Annotated in this window: 19 protein-coding genes; 8 read left to right on the plus strand and 11 right to left on the minus strand. The window is 52.5% G+C overall.

What is annotated here, in order from left to right; genetic code table 11:
• The first annotated feature begins 102 nt into the window (after positions 1 to 102).
• The 5 genes from cysZ to crr all read left to right on the plus strand — a co-directional run bounded on the left by cysZ (position 103) and on the right by crr (position 4,994).
• A complete protein-coding gene (gene cysZ / locus DRI82_RS09255) occupies positions 103 to 870 on the plus strand; it encodes a sulfate transporter CysZ (protein WP_114193212.1) in 768 nt (255 codons plus the stop codon).
• A 170-nt stretch (positions 871 to 1,040) separates the two neighbouring features.
• Positions 1,041 to 2,009, plus strand: coding sequence for a cysteine synthase A (cysK, locus tag DRI82_RS09260; RefSeq protein WP_114193213.1), 969 nt, complete (start codon positions 1,041 to 1,043; stop codon positions 2,007 to 2,009).
• A gap of 397 nt (positions 2,010 to 2,406) precedes the next feature.
• The gene (gene ptsH, locus DRI82_RS09265; RefSeq protein ID WP_114193214.1) at positions 2,407 to 2,664 is read left to right on the plus strand and encodes a phosphocarrier protein Hpr; all 258 of its coding nucleotides are present in this window, start codon (positions 2,407 to 2,409) and stop codon (positions 2,662 to 2,664) included.
• A gap of 46 nt (positions 2,665 to 2,710) precedes the next feature.
• The gene (ptsI, locus tag DRI82_RS09270; RefSeq protein ID WP_114193215.1) at positions 2,711 to 4,438 is read left to right on the plus strand and encodes a phosphoenolpyruvate-protein phosphotransferase PtsI; all 1,728 of its coding nucleotides are present in this window, start codon (positions 2,711 to 2,713) and stop codon (positions 4,436 to 4,438) included.
• Between the two features lie 46 nt (positions 4,439 to 4,484).
• Positions 4,485 to 4,994: a PTS glucose transporter subunit IIA gene (gene crr, locus DRI82_RS09275; protein ID WP_114193216.1), complete on the plus strand. Its 510-nt coding sequence runs from the start codon at positions 4,485 to 4,487 to the stop codon at positions 4,992 to 4,994.
• Positions 4,995 to 5,043: 49 nt separating this feature from the next.
• On the opposite strand, the gene DRI82_RS09280 is transcribed toward crr, so the two are convergent.
• On the minus strand, positions 5,044 to 6,366 hold the full coding sequence (locus DRI82_RS09280; protein ID WP_114193217.1) for an ATP-binding protein: 1,323 nt from the start codon (positions 6,364 to 6,366) through the stop codon (positions 5,044 to 5,046).
• 4 nt (positions 6,367 to 6,370) lie between these two features.
• Complete coding sequence (locus DRI82_RS09285) at positions 6,371 to 7,054, minus strand: response regulator transcription factor (protein ID WP_114193218.1); 684 nt, start codon at positions 7,052 to 7,054, stop codon at positions 6,371 to 6,373.
• Between the two features lie 188 nt (positions 7,055 to 7,242).
• Between DRI82_RS09285 and DRI82_RS09290 the strand changes: the two genes are divergently transcribed.
• A complete protein-coding gene (locus tag DRI82_RS09290; RefSeq protein WP_114193219.1) occupies positions 7,243 to 8,442 on the plus strand; it encodes an efflux RND transporter periplasmic adaptor subunit in 1,200 nt (399 codons plus the stop codon).
• On the plus strand, positions 8,442 to 10,412 hold the full coding sequence (locus DRI82_RS09295; RefSeq protein WP_170138693.1) for a MacB family efflux pump subunit: 1,971 nt from the start codon (positions 8,442 to 8,444) through the stop codon (positions 10,410 to 10,412). Before DRI82_RS09290 ends, DRI82_RS09295 begins: the two co-directional genes overlap by 1 nt.
• A gap of 44 nt (positions 10,413 to 10,456) precedes the next feature.
• On the opposite strand, the gene cysM is transcribed toward DRI82_RS09295, so the two are convergent.
• From cysM to DRI82_RS09335, 8 genes are all read right to left on the minus strand, one after another.
• Positions 10,457 to 11,341 (minus strand): cysteine synthase CysM, encoded by an 885-nt coding sequence (cysM, locus tag DRI82_RS09300; RefSeq protein WP_114193393.1) that lies wholly within the window; start codon positions 11,339 to 11,341, stop codon positions 10,457 to 10,459.
• A gap of 84 nt (positions 11,342 to 11,425) precedes the next feature.
• A complete protein-coding gene (gene cysA / locus DRI82_RS09305) occupies positions 11,426 to 12,520 on the minus strand; it encodes a sulfate/thiosulfate ABC transporter ATP-binding protein CysA (RefSeq protein ID WP_114193220.1) in 1,095 nt (364 codons plus the stop codon).
• Positions 12,510 to 13,385, minus strand: coding sequence for a sulfate/thiosulfate ABC transporter permease CysW (cysW, locus tag DRI82_RS09310; RefSeq protein WP_114193221.1), 876 nt, complete (start codon positions 13,383 to 13,385; stop codon positions 12,510 to 12,512). The genes cysA and cysW overlap by 11 nt, the downstream gene beginning before the upstream one ends.
• A complete protein-coding gene (gene cysT, locus DRI82_RS09315) occupies positions 13,385 to 14,215 on the minus strand; it encodes a sulfate/thiosulfate ABC transporter permease CysT (RefSeq protein WP_114193222.1) in 831 nt (276 codons plus the stop codon). The genes cysW and cysT overlap by 1 nt, the downstream gene beginning before the upstream one ends.
• A complete protein-coding gene (locus tag DRI82_RS09320) occupies positions 14,215 to 15,237 on the minus strand; it encodes a sulfate ABC transporter substrate-binding protein (RefSeq protein ID WP_114193223.1) in 1,023 nt (340 codons plus the stop codon). Before DRI82_RS09320 ends, cysT begins: the two co-directional genes overlap by 1 nt.
• A gap of 243 nt (positions 15,238 to 15,480) precedes the next feature.
• Positions 15,481 to 16,380: a Dyp-type peroxidase gene (locus DRI82_RS09325; RefSeq protein WP_114193224.1), complete on the minus strand. Its 900-nt coding sequence runs from the start codon at positions 16,378 to 16,380 to the stop codon at positions 15,481 to 15,483.
• A 154-nt stretch (positions 16,381 to 16,534) separates the two neighbouring features.
• Positions 16,535 to 17,125: an RpoE-regulated lipoprotein gene (locus tag DRI82_RS09330; protein WP_114193225.1), complete on the minus strand. Its 591-nt coding sequence runs from the start codon at positions 17,123 to 17,125 to the stop codon at positions 16,535 to 16,537.
• A 95-nt stretch (positions 17,126 to 17,220) separates the two neighbouring features.
• Complete coding sequence (locus DRI82_RS09335) at positions 17,221 to 17,625, minus strand: DUF2919 domain-containing protein (RefSeq protein WP_114193394.1); 405 nt, start codon at positions 17,623 to 17,625, stop codon at positions 17,221 to 17,223.
• A gap of 318 nt (positions 17,626 to 17,943) precedes the next feature.
• On the opposite strand from DRI82_RS09335, the gene DRI82_RS09340 reads away from it, so the two are divergent.
• Entirely contained in the window at positions 17,944 to 18,336 is a 393-nt protein-coding gene (locus tag DRI82_RS09340) for a YgiW/YdeI family stress tolerance OB fold protein (protein ID WP_211317647.1), read from the plus strand.
• Between the two features lie 127 nt (positions 18,337 to 18,463).
• Here the strand turns inward: DRI82_RS09340 and DRI82_RS09345 are convergent, their stop codons facing one another.
• A complete protein-coding gene (locus DRI82_RS09345; protein ID WP_114193227.1) occupies positions 18,464 to 18,889 on the minus strand; it encodes a GNAT family acetyltransferase in 426 nt (141 codons plus the stop codon).
• Positions 18,890 to 18,901 lie beyond the last annotated feature (12 nt).

The raw sequence follows: 18,901 nt of genomic DNA on the forward strand, positions 1-18,901 counted from the left end.
CACCTTTTTTTGCTGTTTTTTCATCCAAATGTCCTCTAGCCAGTGGAAAATCATAACGATATGATAGTCGGATCTATCAGAGTCCGAGAGAATATTTGCTTAATGTCTGCATCATCACAAGATTTTCCCCACCACAACGGTGTTCATTATTTCACCCAAGGGTGGCGTTTGCTCTCACTACCGGGCATCAAACGCTATGTCATTATGCCATTATTGATCAATATTCTGCTGATGGGCGGTGCTTTCTGGTGGTTATTTTCAAAATTGGGCCAGTGGATCCCCGCCATCATGGATCGCGTGCCCGATTGGTTACAGTGGTTGAGCTATTTGATCTGGCCCATCGCGGTGATTTCCATCCTGCTGGTATTCAGTTATTTGTTCAGCACGATTGCCAACTGGATTGCTGCGCCGTTCAACGGATTATTGGCAGAACAACTTGAAGGCCAACTCAGCGGCAACCCTTTGCCAGACAGCGGAATACTGGGAATCGTTAAAGATTTACCGCGCATTATGAAGCGTGAATGGCTGAAGCTGATGTATTACCTGCCGCGGGCGATTGTGCTGCTGGTGCTCTACTTTATTCCAGGGATCGGCCAAACCGTCGCGCCAGTGCTGTGGTTCTTGTTCAGTGCCTGGATGCTCGCCATCCAATATTGTGATTATCCTTTTGATAACCACAAGGTCAGTTTTCCGTTAATGCGCAGTGCACTGCGCAAAAACAAAGTGGATAATTTGCAGTTTGGTGCCCTGATCAGCGTGTTTACCATGATTCCCATCCTGAATCTGGTCATCATGCCCGTTGCCGTCTGTGGCGCGACCGCCATGTGGGTCGATCGCTACCGCAACACCTGTTCACCGGCGGTTCGCTAGATTTTCCGGGGATTTGTCTGGGTTATTTTCCGGGTGAATCCCCCTTCCCCTTGTGCACAAAACTTATTGCCTAATAACATATCGATATAACAATTCCTTACTTCCCTGCCAGAATTGATAGCGTATGCTTTCCAGACTCCCTAAAATTTCAGACAGTTAAAGGACAGATGATGAGCAAGATATATGAAGACAATTCTTTAACAATCGGCCATACCCCGCTGGTTCGCCTCAACCGTATTGGCAATGGACGCATTCTGGCCAAAGTCGAGTCCCGCAACCCAAGTTTCAGCGTGAAGTGCCGTATCGGTGCCAACATGATTTGGGACGCTGAAAAACGCGGTGTTCTGACTGCAGATAAAGAATTGGTAGAACCGACCAGTGGTAATACGGGTGTCGCACTTGCTTTTGTGGCAGCAGCGCGCGGCTACAAACTGACGTTAACCATGCCTGAAACCATGAGCGTGGAACGCCGTAAGCTGCTGAAAGCACTGGGAGCGAATCTGGTGTTGACCGAAGGTGCGAAAGGCATGAAAGGGGCCATTGCCAAAGCTGAAGAAATTCAGGCTTCCGATCCCGATCGTTATCTGATCCTGCAGCAATTCAGCAATCCCGCCAACCCGCAAATCCACGAACAAACCACCGGCCCGGAAATCTGGGAAGACACCGATGGCGATATCGATGTCTTCGTCGCTGGCGTCGGTACCGGCGGTACCCTGACCGGTGTCGGGCGCTACCTGAAAAATACCAAGGGCAAAGCGGTAACACTGGTTGCTGTAGAGCCAGCTGATTCGCCGGTTATTACCCAGGCATTGGCGGGCCAGGAACTCAAGCCTGGCCCACACAAAATTCAGGGTATCGGTGCCGGTTTCATTCCGGGCAACCTCGATTTGGATCTGATTGACCGTGTTTCCCTGGTCACCAACGACGAAGCAATCAGTTATGCCCGTCGATTGATGGATGAAGAAGGAATTCTCGCGGGTATCTCTTCCGGTGCCGCCGTTGCCGCAGCGGTCAAACTTTCAGAAGAAGCGGACTTTACCAACAAAACAATTGTGGTTATTCTTCCATCGTCAGGTGAGCGCTATTTGAGCACCGCGTTATTTGCCGATCTTTTCACTGAGAAAGAACTGCAACAATAATGCCAGATGCTGTCAAACGGCTAATTAAGCACCTTTCGGGGTGCTTTTTTGTGGACTGAGTCAAAGTTTACACCACTTGAAGATTGATTTTACCCGCCAGGTTTAGTATTTAACCGTTCAATTATTTCGATGCACGAAATTAATCTGATCCCGGTCGTTGTTCATGCTGAATCGATTTACTGATTTGTTACATGACAGAAAAAAGCGGCATAATGGGTTGCAGGTTGGAAACCTCTAAACGTGTGGGTGTGTTTTACCCTACCTTGCGCTTTATTTTGTTTCCTGTTGCATCGGACCGCGCCCCCGACCCCTGGTCAGGCGCTACTATACAGGCTAAAGTTGGACACCTAAGCTAAACTTTAGCCAATAACATTAAACCAATAGTTGGGGAAACATAATGTTCCAGCAAGAAGTTACGATTACTGCTCCAAATGGTCTGCACACTCGCCCTGCTGCACAGTTTGTGAAAGAAGCCAAACTCTTTACTTCTGATATTACCGTCACCTCTAACGGTAAAAGCGCTAGCGCCAAGAGCCTGTTTAAACTGCAAACGCTGGGTCTGACCCAGGGCACTGTGGTGACCATCACTGCTGAAGGTGAAGACGATAAGAAGGCCGTTGAACACTTGGTAAAACTGATGGCAGAGCTTGAATAACAAGCCCGGTATTTTGAGTTAAACCAGTCAACAGTAAGGTAGGGTTATGATTTCAGGCATATTAGTATCACCGGGCATTGCTTTTGGTAAGGCACTCTTACTGAAAGAAGATGAAATTGTCATCGACCGGAAAAAAATCTCTGCTGATCACCTCGATCAGGAAGTCGCACGTTTCCTTAATGGCAGGGCGAAAGCCTCCACCCAGTTGGAAACGATCAGAACCAAAGCTGGCGAAACCTTGGGAGAAGACAAAGCAGCGATCTTCGAAGGCCATATTATGCTATTGGAAGACGAAGAGCTTGAGCAGGATATCATAGCCCTAATCAAGAAGGATAAAGTCACTGCTGATGCTGCTGTTTTTGACATATTTCAAGGTCAGATCGAAGAGCTGGAAAGTATCGAGGATCCCTATCTGAAAGAACGTGCGGCTGACGTGCGTGACATCCGCAAACGCCTATTGCGTAATATTCTCGATATGCCCGTTATTGACCTCGGTGCCATTCAGAATGAAGTCATTCTGGTTGCGACCGATTTGACCCCGTCAGAAACCGCGCAGTTGAACCTGAACAAGGTTCTGGGCTTTATTACCGATCTGGGTGGCCGGACCTCGCATACGTCAATCATGGCCCGCTCCCTTGAGTTGCCAGCGATTGTGGGTACCAGCGACGTCACCAAGCAAGTTAAAAATGGCGATTTCCTGATCCTCGATGCCGTTAACAATAAAATCTACGTCAACCCTACTGCTGACGTTATTGATGAATTAAAAAAAGTTCAAAATCAGTACGTTACTGAAAAGAACGATCTGATCAAACTGAAAGATCTGCCAGCGATTACCCTGGACGGACATCAGGTTGAAGTCTGTGCCAACATTGGTACCGTGCGTGACGTTGCCGGTGCAGAGCGCAATGGCGCTGAAGGTGTTGGTCTGTACCGTACAGAATTCCTGTTCATGGATCGTGATTCCCTGCCAACCGAAGAAGAGCAGTTCCAGGCCTACAAGGCTGTGGCTGAAGCTATGGGTTCACAGGCGGTTATCGTTCGTACCATGGACATCGGCGGCGACAAAGAACTGCCGTACATGAATCTGCCGAAAGAGGAGAACCCATTCCTCGGCTGGCGTGCAATTCGTATCTGTCTGGATCGCAAAGAGATTCTTCACGCACAGTTACGTGCCATCCTGCGCGCATCGTCATTTGGCAAACTGCGTATCATGTATCCGATGATCATTTCCGTTGAAGAAGTGCGTGAACTGAACACGGAACTTGAACTGCTGAAGAGTCAGTTGAGAACAGAAGGCAAATCCTTCGACGAAAGCATTGAAGTGGGCGTAATGGTTGAAACGCCAGCGGCGGCAACCATCGCACACCACTTGGCGAAAGAAGTAGATTTCTTTAGTATTGGGACAAACGATCTTACGCAGTATACTCTGGCAGTAGATCGTGGCAATGAGCTGATTTCTCATCTCTATAACCCTATGTCTCCTTCAGTGCTTGCACTGATTAAACAGGTCATTGATGCATCTCATGCGCATGGCAAGTGGACCGGTATGTGTGGTGAGCTTGCTGGCGATGAACGTGCTACACTGCTGTTATTGGGCATGGGATTAGATGAGTTCAGCATGAGTGCTATTTCGATCCCGCGCATCAAGAAAATCATTCGTAACACGAATTTCAAAGATGCGAAGGCGTTGGCCAATGAAGCACTTGCTCAGCCGACGGCGCAAGAGCTGATGAATCTGGTCAACAAGTTCATTGAAGAAAAGACACTCTGCTGATTCCATTAGCTGGAACGCCGCCCAAATTATTGCTTAGGAGAAGATCATGGGTTTGTTCGATAAACTGAAATCTCTGGTTTCTGATGATAAGAAAGACACGGGTACTATCGAGATCGTTGCTCCTCTTTCTGGTGAGATCGTCAATATTGAAGATGTGCCGGACGTAGTGTTTGCTGAGAAGATCGTAGGCGACGGTATTGCCATTAAACCTGCGGGCAACAAAATGGTTGCGCCGGTTGATGGAACTATCGGTAAAATCTTTGAAACCAACCATGCTTTCTCTATCGAATCCGACAGCGGCATCGAGCTGTTTGTTCACTTCGGTATTGATACCGTTGAACTGAAAGGCGAAGGCTTCAAACGCATCGCTGAAGAAGGTCAACGTGTCAAGAAAGGTGATGTTGTGATCGAATTTGATCTGGCCCTGCTGGAAGAGAAAGCCAAGTCGACCCTGACTCCGGTTGTTATCTCCAACATGGACGAGATCAAAGAGCTGATCAAACTGACCGGCAGCGTGACCGTGGGCGAAACCCCAATTATTCGCATCAGAAAGTAAGCATTACTGAGCGACGGAAAAACGGCACCCGCGGGTGCCGTTTTTTTTGTCAGCCCCGCCACTGCGGCACGCGCAAACTGATGATCAAACCGTGGGGAACGGCGTTGCGTGCATCGACCTGACCATTGTGCGCCAGCATCACTTTTCGGGTGATTGCCAGCCCGAGACCGTAACCTTTGCCCGACAGCGGTGACTTCACCCTTACAAAGGGATCGAAAATACTTGAGAGTTTACTCTCCTCAACACCCGGCCCCTGATCGGCAACATCAATCTGGAATTGATGATCGACCGTTGCCAGCGACACCGTTACGCTCTGCCCTTTCACCGAAAAGCGTAGAGCGTTGCGCACCACATTGTCCACCGCCCGGCGCATCAACTCGGCATTTCCCTTTACGGTATATTCTTGCCCTTCATTCGCTTGAAGAATGATATCGACTCCAGGGATCTGCGCCTCATAGCGCGCATCATTGACGACGGCATCCACCAGCCCCAGCAGGTCAAAATACTCCTCATCGGGGATAGTGCTGTTTTCAGCACGCGAGAGCGCCAGCAGTTCGCCAATCATCTTATCCAGCCGCCCAGCCTCATGCTCAATTCTTTGCAGTGAATTTTCGACATTTTTGGGCGTTTGCCGCGCCAGACCGATTGCCAGTTGCAGTCGAGCCAGCGGCGAACGCAGTTCGTGCGAGACATCATGCAGTAGCTCCTCACGGGCACGAACCAGAACCTCGAGACGTTCGGCCATCGAATCGAAATCCCGTGCCACGAAGGTCAGTTCGTCATGCCGCCGTCGCATACTCGGAAAAAGCCTGACCGACAGATCGCCCTGCGCCACGCGGTCAAAAGCATCACGCAGCATTTGCATCGGACGGGTCAGGTTCCACGCCAGCACGGTACTTAACAACAATCCGCCCAGCGCGCCGATCCAGAGCAATGGCGACGGAATATTCAGAATATTGTGCGGCGGCTCCCGACGATATTCGTGCAACAGACCTTCAACATCGTAGCGCAGCCGATACCCTTGCCCATTGGGCCCCTGAACAAACTCAACAATTTCATTAGGGATTTTCCCCGGCGCAAGGGAAGTCAGTTTCTCTCCCTCGGCGGGGAGCATGGATGTCGAGACCGAAAAATAGCGTTTATCATCCTCCGGCCAGTCCGCCATCATTGCATTGAGCGCGGGCATGCCGCCGGTTTTCAATGTTGAGATCGCCGAGGTGATTTGCAGTTTGACGAACCGCCTTGCGATACCGCTTTCCGGTGGCTCATGATTATTGTCGTAGAAGGTGAATACCACCCACAAGACCTGGGTCATGGCGACAAACGTCAGCCAGAAACCCAGCAGGATTTTCCAGAATAAGCGTCCGCGCATGCAATTACCGAATCCGGTAGCCGATGCTGCGCACCGTTTCTATAGTCAGGGCTTCAGCGCCCGGCAACGTGAGCAGTTTCTGCCGGATATTGCTGATATGGACATCCACACTACGATCGTAGGCTTCACGCGGTCTGCCCAAGCCTTTCTCTGACAATTCATCCTTGGAGACCACGCGCTCTGGCGAACGCAGCAACAATTCGAGCAAGTTAAATTCTGACGCCGTAAGTTCAAACTCCTTGCCCCGCCATCCACTGCTGCGCGTTGACGGATTCAGGGTCAGGTCACCGTAATTGACGGGAGCCGAAGCGGAACGAACTTCTGGCTGCTCTTCGAAACGACGCAATACGGCCCGCAGGCGCGCAACCAATTCCCGTGGATAGCAGGGTTTAGGCACGTAGTCGTCGGCCCCCATCTCCAGTCCAATGACCCGATCGATGTTGTCGCCTTTTGCCGTAAGCATGATGATGGGCAGGCGGCTGTTCTTGCGCACCTGACGTAATACATCAATCCCACTCATATCAGGCAGCATGATATCGAGGATCATTGCGGTATACTCTCCCGACAGCGCGCCATCAATGCCTGCCTTCCCCGTCAGCACCAGAGAGGCATTGAAGCCTTCGGCGATCAGATATTCACTGAGCATGGTGCCAAGCTCGAGATCGTCATCGACTAGCAGAATTTTCATTTTATGGTCTCACTATGCGTATTTTTATCATTTTTACCCCTCTTACCGAGCGGCGCAGCTGCTTTTACTCAATTTTTACACATTCATGAAGATACCTAGATCGCTCCCGTATAATAAGCACGGTAAATTGATATCTGCAGTTTCTCATTTTTGGCGTTAGTCAGCATTACGGAGATCGGTGAATCACAATGGAAAGAGGCACATCATCCAGGCGTTGGGGCATTATCATCCTGCTTATCGTGATAATAGGTGCCGCAGCCTATGCCTACCACGTATTTTCAGCCAAGCCGTTAACGGGTTACATCACTGCGGTGGCAGAAAAACGCAACCTGGAACAAACCGTTTTGGCTGATGGTACGATTGAGGCACAAAAACAGGTCAGCGTGGGCGCGCAGGTCTCAGGGCAAATCAAGGTGTTGCATGTTGCATTGGGTGATAAGGTGAAAAAAGGTCAGTTGATTACCGAAATTGATGACCTGACCCAGCAGAACAGCCTGAAAGATTCTGAAGCCGCGCTGAAGAATGTCGAGGCTCAGCACGCATCCAAAATAGCGATGCTGCGTAACGACAAGTTGGCCTTTGAACGCCAGGGCAAGATTCTGGCGAAAGGTGTGGGTGCTCAGGCTGATTTCGACAGTGCCAGAGCCACGTTTGATGCCACGCAGGCTGACATTAAAGCGCTGGAAGCCCAGATCGCCCAGGCACAAATCGCGGTGAGCACGGCTCAGCTCAATCTGGGGTACACCAAGATCAGTTCGCCCATTGATGGCACGGTGGTAGCCATTCCCGTTGAAGAGGGGCAAACGGTCAACGCCGTGCAAAGCACGCCAACCATCATCAAAGTGGCACACCTGGATACCATGACCATCGAAGCGCAGATTTCCGAAGCCGACGTGATCAAGGTAAAAACCGGTATGCCGGTCTATTTCACCATTCTCGGCCAGCCAGAGAAACGATACAGCGCCACACTGAGGGCCATTGAACCTGCGCCGGACTCGATTAACGACGACACCACAACGTCGTTAAGTTCCAGTTCCAGCAGTTCGTCCACGTCTACTGCCATTTACTACAACGGCCTGTTTGATGTGGCAAACCCGGATGGCGTGCTGCGCATCTCCATGACTGCGCAGGTCTATATCATCTTGCAGAGCGAAAAGGATGCGATTGTGGTGCCCGCCACGGCGCTGGATCATGACGGCCAGAAAACCACGGTGCAAGTGGTGGATGCGAAAGGCAATATCAGCCGCCGCACGGTCAACGTCGGGATCAATAACAATGTTGATGCGCAGATACTTTCTGGCGTTCAGGAAGGTGAACAGGTGATTGTCAGTCAGGGCAGCACGACAGCCGCTGGCATGCGGCATATGGGTCCACCGAGGGGTATGTAATGAACCAGCCGGATGCCCGTCCCCTGCTTGAGCTAAAGGGAATCACCCGTCAATTTCTGGCGGGTGAACAGACCATTACTGTTCTGAAAAATATCAATCTGACGATCAACGCCGGTGAAATGGTGGCGATTGTCGGAGCCTCAGGTTCAGGCAAATCCACACTGATGAATTTGCTCGGCTGTCTTGATAAACCGACGTCGGGGGAATACCGCGTCGCAGGCAAAATTACCCGCGATCTCAATAGCGATCAATTGGCGGAGCTACGCCGTGAACACTTTGGCTTCATCTTTCAACGCTATCACTTGCTCGGCGATCTGACCGCACAGGGCAATGTGGAAGTTCCTGCCATCTATGCAGGTAAGGCGCGTGATACCCGCCGACAGCGTGCGGCTGCACTGTTGACCCGTCTTGGATTGACCGAGCGTCTCACCTATCGGCCCAGTCAGTTGTCGGGCGGACAGCAGCAGCGCGTCAGTATTGCGCGAGCGCTGATCAACGGTGGCGAAGTGATTCTGGCCGATGAGCCAACTGGCGCACTGGATACCCACAGCGGCAATGAAGTGATCTCCATCCTGAAGGATCTGCATGCGCAGGGACACACCATCGTGATTGTGACCCACGACATGCAGGTTGCGCAGCACGCAGAGCGGATCATCGAGATCAGCGACGGCGAGATAATTAACGATCGTCTTCATCCGCAGGAAAATCCACGCCCTAAAACGACACGATTGGCAGAGAAAAATCAGCGGGCGGGCAGCCATTGGCAAGCGCAGCGCGACCGCTTCAGTGATGCGTTCAAAATGGCGCTGCTGGCGATGTCCTCTCAGCGATTGCGTACTTTCCTGACCATGCTGGGCATCATTATCGGTATCGCCTCGGTGGTGTCGGTGGTGGCGCTGGGGAAAGGATCGCAGGAAAAAATCCTGTCGGACATCAACGCGATGGGAACCAGTACGCTGGAGATTTTCCCCGGAAAAGATTTTGGCGACATGCGTTCCGCCGCGATCCAAACCCTGCGGGCCAGTGACGCCACCGCGCTGGCGCAGCAGGGCTATGTGCACAGCGTCACACCGAGCGTCTCGAAAAGCACCACGCTGCGCTTTAGCAGCCAGTCCGTTTCTGGCATGGTCAACGGCGTAGGTGAACAATATTTTCAGGTACGCGATTATACGATCGATCAGGGAATGGCCTTCAATCGCGCCAGCGTCGATAACCTGATGCAGGAAGCGGTCATTGATGAAAACACCCGCGATAAACTGTTCCTCAACGGTGAAAACCCCATCGGCCAGGTGATTTTACTGGGATCGCTACCGAGCAGGATCATCGGTGTGGCGACGAAAAAAAAGGGCGGTTTTGGCAGTGACGAAAACCTCAACGTCTGGATCCCCTATAGCACCGCGATGAAGCGCATGATCGGTCAGTCGTATCTCAGCAGCATCACCGTGCGGGTGAAAGACAATATTAACCTCAGCGTCGCTGAAGACGGTGTGACGAAACTATTGACCCAACGTCACGGCACCAAAGATTTTTTCGTGATGAATACCGACAGCATTCGCCAGACCATTGAAAGCGCCACCAATACCATGACGTTGCTGGTGTCTATGATCGCGTTAATCTCGCTCATCGTTGGCGGTATCGGGGTGATGAACATCATGCTGGTGTCCGTGACGGAACGCACCCGGGAAATTGGGGTACGCATGGCAGTCGGCGCGCGCGCCAGCGATATCATGCAGCAATTCCTGATCGAAGCGGTGTTGGTCTGCCTGTTGGGTGGTTTGCTGGGCGTGCTGCTCTCACTGTTGATTGGCGTGCTGTTCAGCCAGTTAAACAGCAGTTTCGCGATGGTCTATTCGGTGACGTCGATTGTTGCCGCTTTCGTCTGTTCGAGTCTGATTGGGGTGATTTTCGGCTTTTTCCCGGCAAAACGCGCTGCCGAAATGGATCCGATTCACGCACTGGAAAGGGAATAAAACAGACGCGTCTCTTCTGGTCAGATGAAGAGACGCGTTCAGAATTACTGATCGAAGACGCCGGTCGAGAGATAACGATCGCCGCGATCGCAAATAATCGCCACCACCACGCCGCCCGGATTGGCCTTGGCAATCCGCAACGCGCCAGCAACGGCACCGCCCGAACTGACACCACAGAAAATCCCTTCCCGCTGCGCCAGCAGACGCATAGTCTGCTCCGCCTCGAGTTGAGTGATGTCCAGTACGTCATCCACCAGCTCTGGCTGGAAAATTCCCGGCAGATAAGCGGGCGACCAACGGCGGATACCCGGAATGCTGCTGCCTTCCGCCGGTTGCAGCCCAACCACCGTGACCGATGGATTCTGACTTTTCAGATAACGGCTCACGCCCGTCACGGTACCCGTCGTGCCCATACTGGAAACGAAATGGCTGATCCGCCCTGCGGTTTGCTGCCAGATTTCGGGTCCAGTGGTAGTGAAATGCGCCAGTGGGTTATCAGGATTGTTAAACTGGTCGAGCACCTTGCCCTGCCCCTCCAATTCCATCTCCCGTGCCAGATCGCGCGCACCTTCCATACCTACTTCCCGACTGACCAGCAACAGTTCGGCACCATAGGCACGCATTGCCGTTTGTCGTTCCAGGCTCATATTTTCTGGCATCAATAATTTGAGATGATAGCCTTTCATGGCAGCAATCATCGCCAGCGCGATACCGGTATTACCGCTGGTCGCCTCGATCAGGGTATCACCCGGTACGATCTCACCGCGTAATTCAGCCTGCTGGATCATCGACAACGCGGCGCGATCCTTCACCGAACCAGCGGGATTATTACCTTCCAGTTTGACCCAGACTTCACTTTCCAGTCCTTGAGCCAAACGTTGTAATTTAACTAACGGCGTATTGCCAATGCATTGTTCCAACGTTGTCACGATTGCTGCCTGATTTCGGTAAGTGTCGTACATGAAAAAGGGCGACCCCAGGGCCGCCCTCGCGAACTGTGTGCTCCAAAATTATCAGGCAGTTTGCGCTAACGCAACAGGTTGTAACGGTTGATCGCCCGCATACAAACGCGCATTGAGGCTGCCCACGTAATAACGGCTGCCGCGCTGCGGTGCCGGGGCGCTCTCATCTTCAGCCAAAACCACGCTGATCGGCTCCTGATGCCAGCCAACCGGCTGAACGGTCAATTGCCAGAAATGGCCGCGCGGGCTGACTTCCAGCACCTGTACCGGCAGCGGGCAACGGGTACTGCTCTGGGTGCTGATCTCCATCTCCCACGGACGCAGGAACAGATCGACGTCGCCCTGATGCAGCGGCGCATATTCCAGCGGCCAATGGTGCGGGCCGACATAAAGTTGCGAACCACGGATCTCGCCGCTGAGCCGGTTAACTTCACCGAGGAATTCCAGCACAAAACGGGTTGCCGGATCGCGCCACACTTCGTCTGGCGTGCCGACCTGCTCGATATTCCCCTGACTCATCACCACCACGCGATCGGCCACTTCCATGGCCTCTTCCTGATCGTGGGTCACGAAGACGCTGGTGAATTTCAACTCTTCATGCAACTGACGCAGCCAGCGGCGCAGCTCTTTACGCACCTGGGCATCAAGTGCCCCGAACGGTTCGTCGAGCAGTAAAATCTGCGGTTCCACGGCCAGTGCGCGAGCCAACGCAACGCGCTGCTTCTGACCGCCAGAAAGTTGTGAAGGATAGCGGTTGGCAAAATTCGACAGTTGCACCATTTCCAGCAGTTGCGTCACTTTCTGTTTAATCGCTGCGGCATTGGGTCGCTCGCGGCGCGGTAACACGGTCAGACCAAAGGCGATATTGTCGAAAACCGTCATGTGGCGAAACAGCGCGTAGTGCTGGAAAACAAACCCGACCTGACGATCGCGGGCATGCAGTCGGGTAACGTCTTTGCCATGAAAGCTCAGTTGACCGCTGTTCTGGTGCTCCAGACCTGCAATGATACGCAGCAGCGTGGTTTTACCGGAACCGGACGGTCCCAGCAGTGCCACCATCTGACCAGAAGGAATATCGAGCGAGATATCGTTCAACACTTTGGTGCGGTCAAAATATTTACTGATTTTATTAATCTCAATGCTCATTTCTTTCCTCCTGTTCAAGACGACTGTTATGGCGAGCCAAACGCCATTGCAGGCCGCTTTTCAGAAATAGGGTAACGATCGCCATCAGGGTCAACAGCGCAGCGGCAGTAAAGGCGCCAGCGGTGTTGTAATCCTGATGCAGTAATTCAACTTGCAGCGGCAGCGTGTAGGTCTCACCGCGAATCGACCCGGAAACCACCGAAACTGCACCAAACTCACCAATCGCCCGGGCATTGGTCAGCACCACGCCGTACAGCAGCGCCCAGCGGATGTTCGGCAACGTAACGCGGCGGAACATCTGCCAGCCGGAGGCACCCAGCAAAATTGCCGCTTCATCTTCCTGACTCCCCTGGCTCAGCATGGTAGGAACCAGTTCGCGAACAACAAACGGACAGGTAACGAAAACCGTAACCAGCACCATACCCGGCCACGCAAACATCAATTGGATGTTATGGCTATCGAGCCAGCCGCCAACCGGCCCGTTGGTACCGTAAAACAACAGATACAGCAAACCCGCAACCACGGGTGAGACGGCAAAAGGAATATCGATCAGCGTCAACAGCAACTGGCGGCCACGGAAATTAAATCGCGTCACCAACCAGGCCAGGGTCACACCGAAGACTAGGTTCACCGGCACGGTAATCAGCGCCACCAGTACGGTCAGCCAGATCGCGTGCAACATATCCGGATCCTGCAAATTCTGCCAGACCACCGCGGCCCCGCTGGAAAACGCGGTAACAAAGATGGCAATCAGCGGCACCAGCAGAAACAGGCCGGAAATCACCACGCCCAGCGCAATCAGCGACCATTTACCCCAGTCAAAACGCGGGCGGGTTGCGCCATTAAATACGGATACGTCGGCCATTAATGCCCTCCCAGACGCTTGCCAAACCGGCTCTGCAAGGTATTGATGCCAAACAACAGCACCAGTGACGCCGCCAGAATGACCGAGGCGATGGCGCTTGCCGCCGGGTAATCAAACTCCTGCAAGCGGATAAAAATCATCAGCGAAGTCACTTCCGTCTTCCAGGCGATATTGCCCGCGATGAAAATAACTGCGCCGAACTCACCCAGACTGCGGGTAAATGACAGTGCGGTTCCGGCCAGCAGCGCGGGGGCAACTTCGGGTAACACGACGCGGCGAAAACTCTGCCAGCGTGAAGCACCCAGCGTCTCGGCGGCCTCTTCATATTCCGGCCCCAATTCTTCCAACACGGGTTGAACGGTGCGGACCACAAACGGAATACTGGTAAATGCCATCGCGACGGCAATCCCCAGCCAGGTGTAAGACACTTTGATGCCAAACTGCGCCAGCCATTCACCGTACCAGCCGGTGGTGGAGAACAATCCCGCCAGCGTCAGGCCAGCAACGGCCGTTGGCAGGGCAAAGGGCAGATCCATCAATCCGTCCAGCAGGCTGCGACCCGGAAACTCATAACGCGTAAGGATCCAGGCCATCAACATACCGAAAAATGCATTGAACAGACTGGCGACGCCTGCGGATATCAGAGTGACTTTATAGGCCGCGACCACCTGCTCATTGGTGATCACTTCCCAATATTGTGACCAGCTCATCTGGGCAAGCTGCATCACCAGCGCGCTCAGTGGCAACAACAGGATCAGGCAGACGTAGAGCAAACTGCTGCCCATGCTGAGGGTAAACCCCGGTAATACCCGCTTACTCGCCAGCAACATTACTTATGTCCCTGCTCTAACAATTTATCCAACTCACCGCCGTTGGCGAAGTGGGTCTTCATCACATCAGGCCAACTGCCAAACTGGTCATCCACCTTGAATAATTTGGTGTCCGGGAACTGGCCCTTTGCCGCATCCATCGCTTTTTGGTCATACACGCGATAGTAGAAACTGGTAATAATCTGCTGCGCCTGTGGGCTATAGAGATATTTCAGATAGGCTTTTGCTGCCTCCTCGGTACCATTTTTCTCTATGTTGCTATCGACCCACGCCACCGGGAATTCCGCCAGAATGTTTACCTGAGGAACAATGACTTCATATTTGTCTTCACCGTACTGCTTACGGATATTGTTCACTTCGGATTCAAAGGTAATCAGCACGTCGCCGAGTCCACGCTCAACAAACGTGGTGGTGGCACCGCGACCGCCGGTATCAAAGACTTCAACGTTCTTCAGGAAACGCTGCATCTGGTCACGGGTTTTCGCCTGATCGCCCCCATCTTGCTGACTAAATGCGCCCCAGGCAGCCAGATAGGTATAACGGCCATTACCTGAAGTTTTCGGATTAGGGAAAATCAGCTTCACGTCGCTGCGGGTCAGATCGCTCCAGGTGTGGATCCCTTTCGGGTTATCTTTGCGCACCAGAAAAGCCATCGTCGAATAGAACGGGGAACTGTTATTAGGTAAACGCGCCTGCCAGTCAGCCGGGATCAGATTGCCACGATCATGCAGAATCTGCACATCCGTAACCTGGTTATAGGTGACGACATCCGCTTTCAGCCCCTGCAAGATCGCCAGAGCCTGTTTGGAAGAACCCGCATGCGACTGCTTGATGGTCAGCGTGTCGCCTTTATGCTGTTCCTGCCACTGTTTCTGGAAAGGAGGATTAAGTGCAGTAAACAGCTCGCGCGAAACATCATACGAGCTGTTGAGTAATTCAGTGGCGGATACCGATCCACTTGCCAGCAAGGCAGCGGTAACACATCCCTGGAGCAACCAGCCTTTCACTAACGTTAGTTTCATTCTGCACCTTTTTTCTGGAATCCATCATCGGATAGCCCTCATCCGATCCTTTTATGGTTACCAGTGTATTTATAACTTGATGCAGAACAGTAACGCTTTTATATACTATTTAGTGATTTTCAAGCATCAAATGCTATAAGCCAGAGCGGCTGGGCGTTGTCGTTGGGGAGCAATGCAGATGTGACAGGCCGCACATCTGCGTAAGAAGCGCATTCAGCCCGGATTGGGACGGGCTGAATGTTTTTACAGTGACAGAAGCTGGGTCAGCGAGGGAGCAAAGAAGTAACTGCCGGTCACCGGACGGGTAAAGCGCAGCATCTGATCGTGCTTGCCGTCGAGTTCACCAAACATGCTCAACAACTGTTTTTCGATGTTATACAGGCGCGCGCAATAAGAGATAAAATACAGCCCATGTTTGCCGCTGGCCGTTCCGTACGGCAGACTCTGGCGCAGGATCTTCAGCCCCTTACCGTCTTCTTTCAGATCAACACGCCCCACATGCGACGTTTCCGGGCGCACGTCGGCAGGCAGCTCTTCATCCGTGAGTTTTGTCCGGCCAATCACCAATTCCTGCTGCTCAACGGTGAAGCGCGACCACTGGCGAAGATTGTGTTCCCAGCGCTGGGTCAGCACGTAACTCCCCCCGGCATCAGGCCCCGCTTCATTGATAATCGCCACTTCATGACGGCTCTCACCTTTCGGGTTCTCTGTGCCGTCAACAAACCCGCTCAGATCGCGATCTTCAATTGCACGGAAACCGTGGGTTTCCTCTTCGATATGAATAGCCGAGCCAAACGCGGTCAGCACCGCCTGCGCCAGTACGAAGTTGACGTCATGGCGCAGCGACTGAATGTGGATCAGCATGTCACGCTGCGTCGCAGGTGCCAGACCTTTGCCTAACGGGGTGAAGGGTTTCAACTCTTTGGCGCCTGGCTCAGATGAAAGATCGTGCCAAACGTCATAACCGAAGGCGATTACCGCCCCTACTTTGTCGTCGGGAAACTTTTGCTGTATATCGCCAAGAGCCTGACAGAATTTTTTGCACCCCTGACGAATGGCATCAAACTCTCCCTGAACCGTGGCTTCCATATAAATGGCAAAACGGCAGTGCTCAAGCAGAATGCCGCTCTGAACCTGTGTCATCTTCTTTTCCTTATTAGCATAATAGGCGTGATGTCTCATCGACGATATAATACCTGAAGCGGAAAAGATTGACTTGCGGCAGCGCAATTTATCGCGGCCTGTTCAAAGCAATCGTGACGATTGTCCCTGAACAGGCAAGGTAATGCGGGGAAATTTACTGGCTGGCGTTGGCACGCCAGACGATTTTAGTCACCTTCCAGTCTTTCAAGGCATCATCAGAGGGCATGAGCCCCTCCGGTCCGTGCCAGATACCACTGAAAATGTAACTGACCCGCTGACTCTGCGGCGCTTTGCACTCCACGCCATCCGCATCATCACCCTGTGCTTTTTCGCAAGAGCCGAAGGCTTTGGTGTAGAGATCGCTGAACGGTGCGCCAATCTTCACGCCCCATTCGCTGCCAATGTTCTCATCAAGAACATCCACGCGTTGCACCGTTCCCTTCTCCTGACCCGTGATCACCAACTTGACCTCTTTATCCGTCATCGCCTGGTAAAAAGAGACAATCTTGCCATCGTTGGTTGCCATGCCGCTGCGCAGGCGATAGTTACCGTCCAGCGCTTTTTCCAGAGCGTCCTGATTCAAGGGGGTGCTGGCATTTATTCCACCCACCCCGCTGTCGGTGACCTCAATACTACTGCCGCCAAACCAGTTGAAGGGGGACAAACTCGACCAGGAAAAATTCGACAAGGTCGAGCATCCGGTCAATAACAGCGGTAACGTCAGCAATAGCGGACGGATAGTCATCTCAATCACTCCTTAATATCGGGTGCAGCATCGTAGTATCCGGCTCTTTGAGTTCAACAGGACACAAAAGTGCCGTAATCTTTCTTTGGTGTTTTTTATTCTGCTGGCTGGAACACCGCCCGTAAACGCTGGCTAAGTAACCAGTACGCCAACGCGGCCACATCAAGCAGGGCCAGAACAATATCGATGAGCGAAGGCTGATCGCTATTTTGCCCTATATTAAGCACCTGTAACCCAAGGGTCAGCAGCAGCCCCAGCAACATAACGCCATACACCCATCGCCAGCTTTTGGGCCACAGATGCCGTCGGCCACTAAGCAGAAAGCACAATGCGGCAGGAAGCCCGAGCGCAATGCCCAACCAAAAACTCTGGCGATCGGGATAAAACAGCGCGAGCAGTGTATTGCCTTGATCGCGGGAAGCACCAGCCATCACAAACAGTAGCCAGGTTCGCGCCTGAAGGATCAGAATGCCCCAGAACCATAACGGCAGACGCAGCATACCGTGCGAATTGTAATCCTCAGGTGTAAAACGGTACGACACACCTCAATCCTCTCAGGTTAACGAGCCAAACATGCGCCATCAGCCAACATTGCTGGCGCTATTCAATTATACTGGCACTTAATTTCCGTTCTAATAGACCTCACACAGATAAGGAGGTCGACATCAGCGTCGCAGCTCCCAAACTCACGCCATATCCGAAATAGTTCGAGTTGCAGCGGCCCCTTTAGGCGCGAATAACGCGGCAAGAGCACGGTCAACGCACCAGCAGCTTGAAGTATGATGGGTAAATGTCAATCAAAAGGAAACGATCTCATGATGAAGAAAATAACGCTGGCAGCCCTGATTGTCCTGTGTAGCACATCAGCTTTCGCCCAGAAAGGCGGCTTCCTGGACCCAGTGACCCCGCAAGGACAACAGCAGACCCAGGGCGGTTTTTCAGGCCCCACCACCAGCCTGAGCACGGTAAAGGACGTTAATACGATGCGTGATGACACCTGGGTCATGCTGGAAGGGTATATCGACCAACGTACCGGCAACGACAGCTATATTTTCCGTGACAGCACAGGGACGCTGAAAGTGGATATTGATGACAAACATTGGAACGGTCAGACCGTGACGCCCAAAGATAAAGTACGGATTGAAGGCGAAGTGGATAAAGACTGGAATTCAGTGGAAGTTGATGTGAAGAACGTGACAATCATCCAATAAATGCTGCCTGCCCCGCCGTTGGACTCACCCAGCGGCGGTGGCGTAAGGCAGTTCCGGCCCGCGCTTCACCGCACGACTTATCTTGTTCATGTCATCGTGCTCATGGCCTGGTTCAGCAAGAACGCGATCAATACTCCTGATCTTCAATCAGCCGTTTGCCCAGACTGATAATGTCCTGAATCTCATACCCCAGCTTTTCATACATCCCCAGTATGGCGTCATTATCTTCGCGCACCATGATGTTGATTTTCGGGCAGCCGCGGGCGATAAGTTTCTTCTCCAGACGGCTGATCAAGGCATTGGCGATTCCCCTGCCGCGAAAGTCGGGATGCACGCCCAGATAATAGGCTGCACCACGATGACCATCGTAGCCGCCCATGACGGTGCCCACCAGTTCCCCCCCGACCTGGGCAACCAAAAACAACTCAGGATCGTGGTTCAGCTTGCGCTCAATATCCATTTCCGGGTCATTCCAGGGACGTAAAAGATCGCAACGCTCCCACAGCGTAATCACCTCTTCAAAATCATCTTGCCGAAAGACTCGGATTTCCATAGCTGTTCGCCG

The sequence above is a fragment of the Edaphovirga cremea genome, from assembly GCF_003332275.1.
Lineage (GTDB): Bacteria > Pseudomonadota > Gammaproteobacteria > Enterobacterales > Enterobacteriaceae > Edaphovirga > Edaphovirga cremea.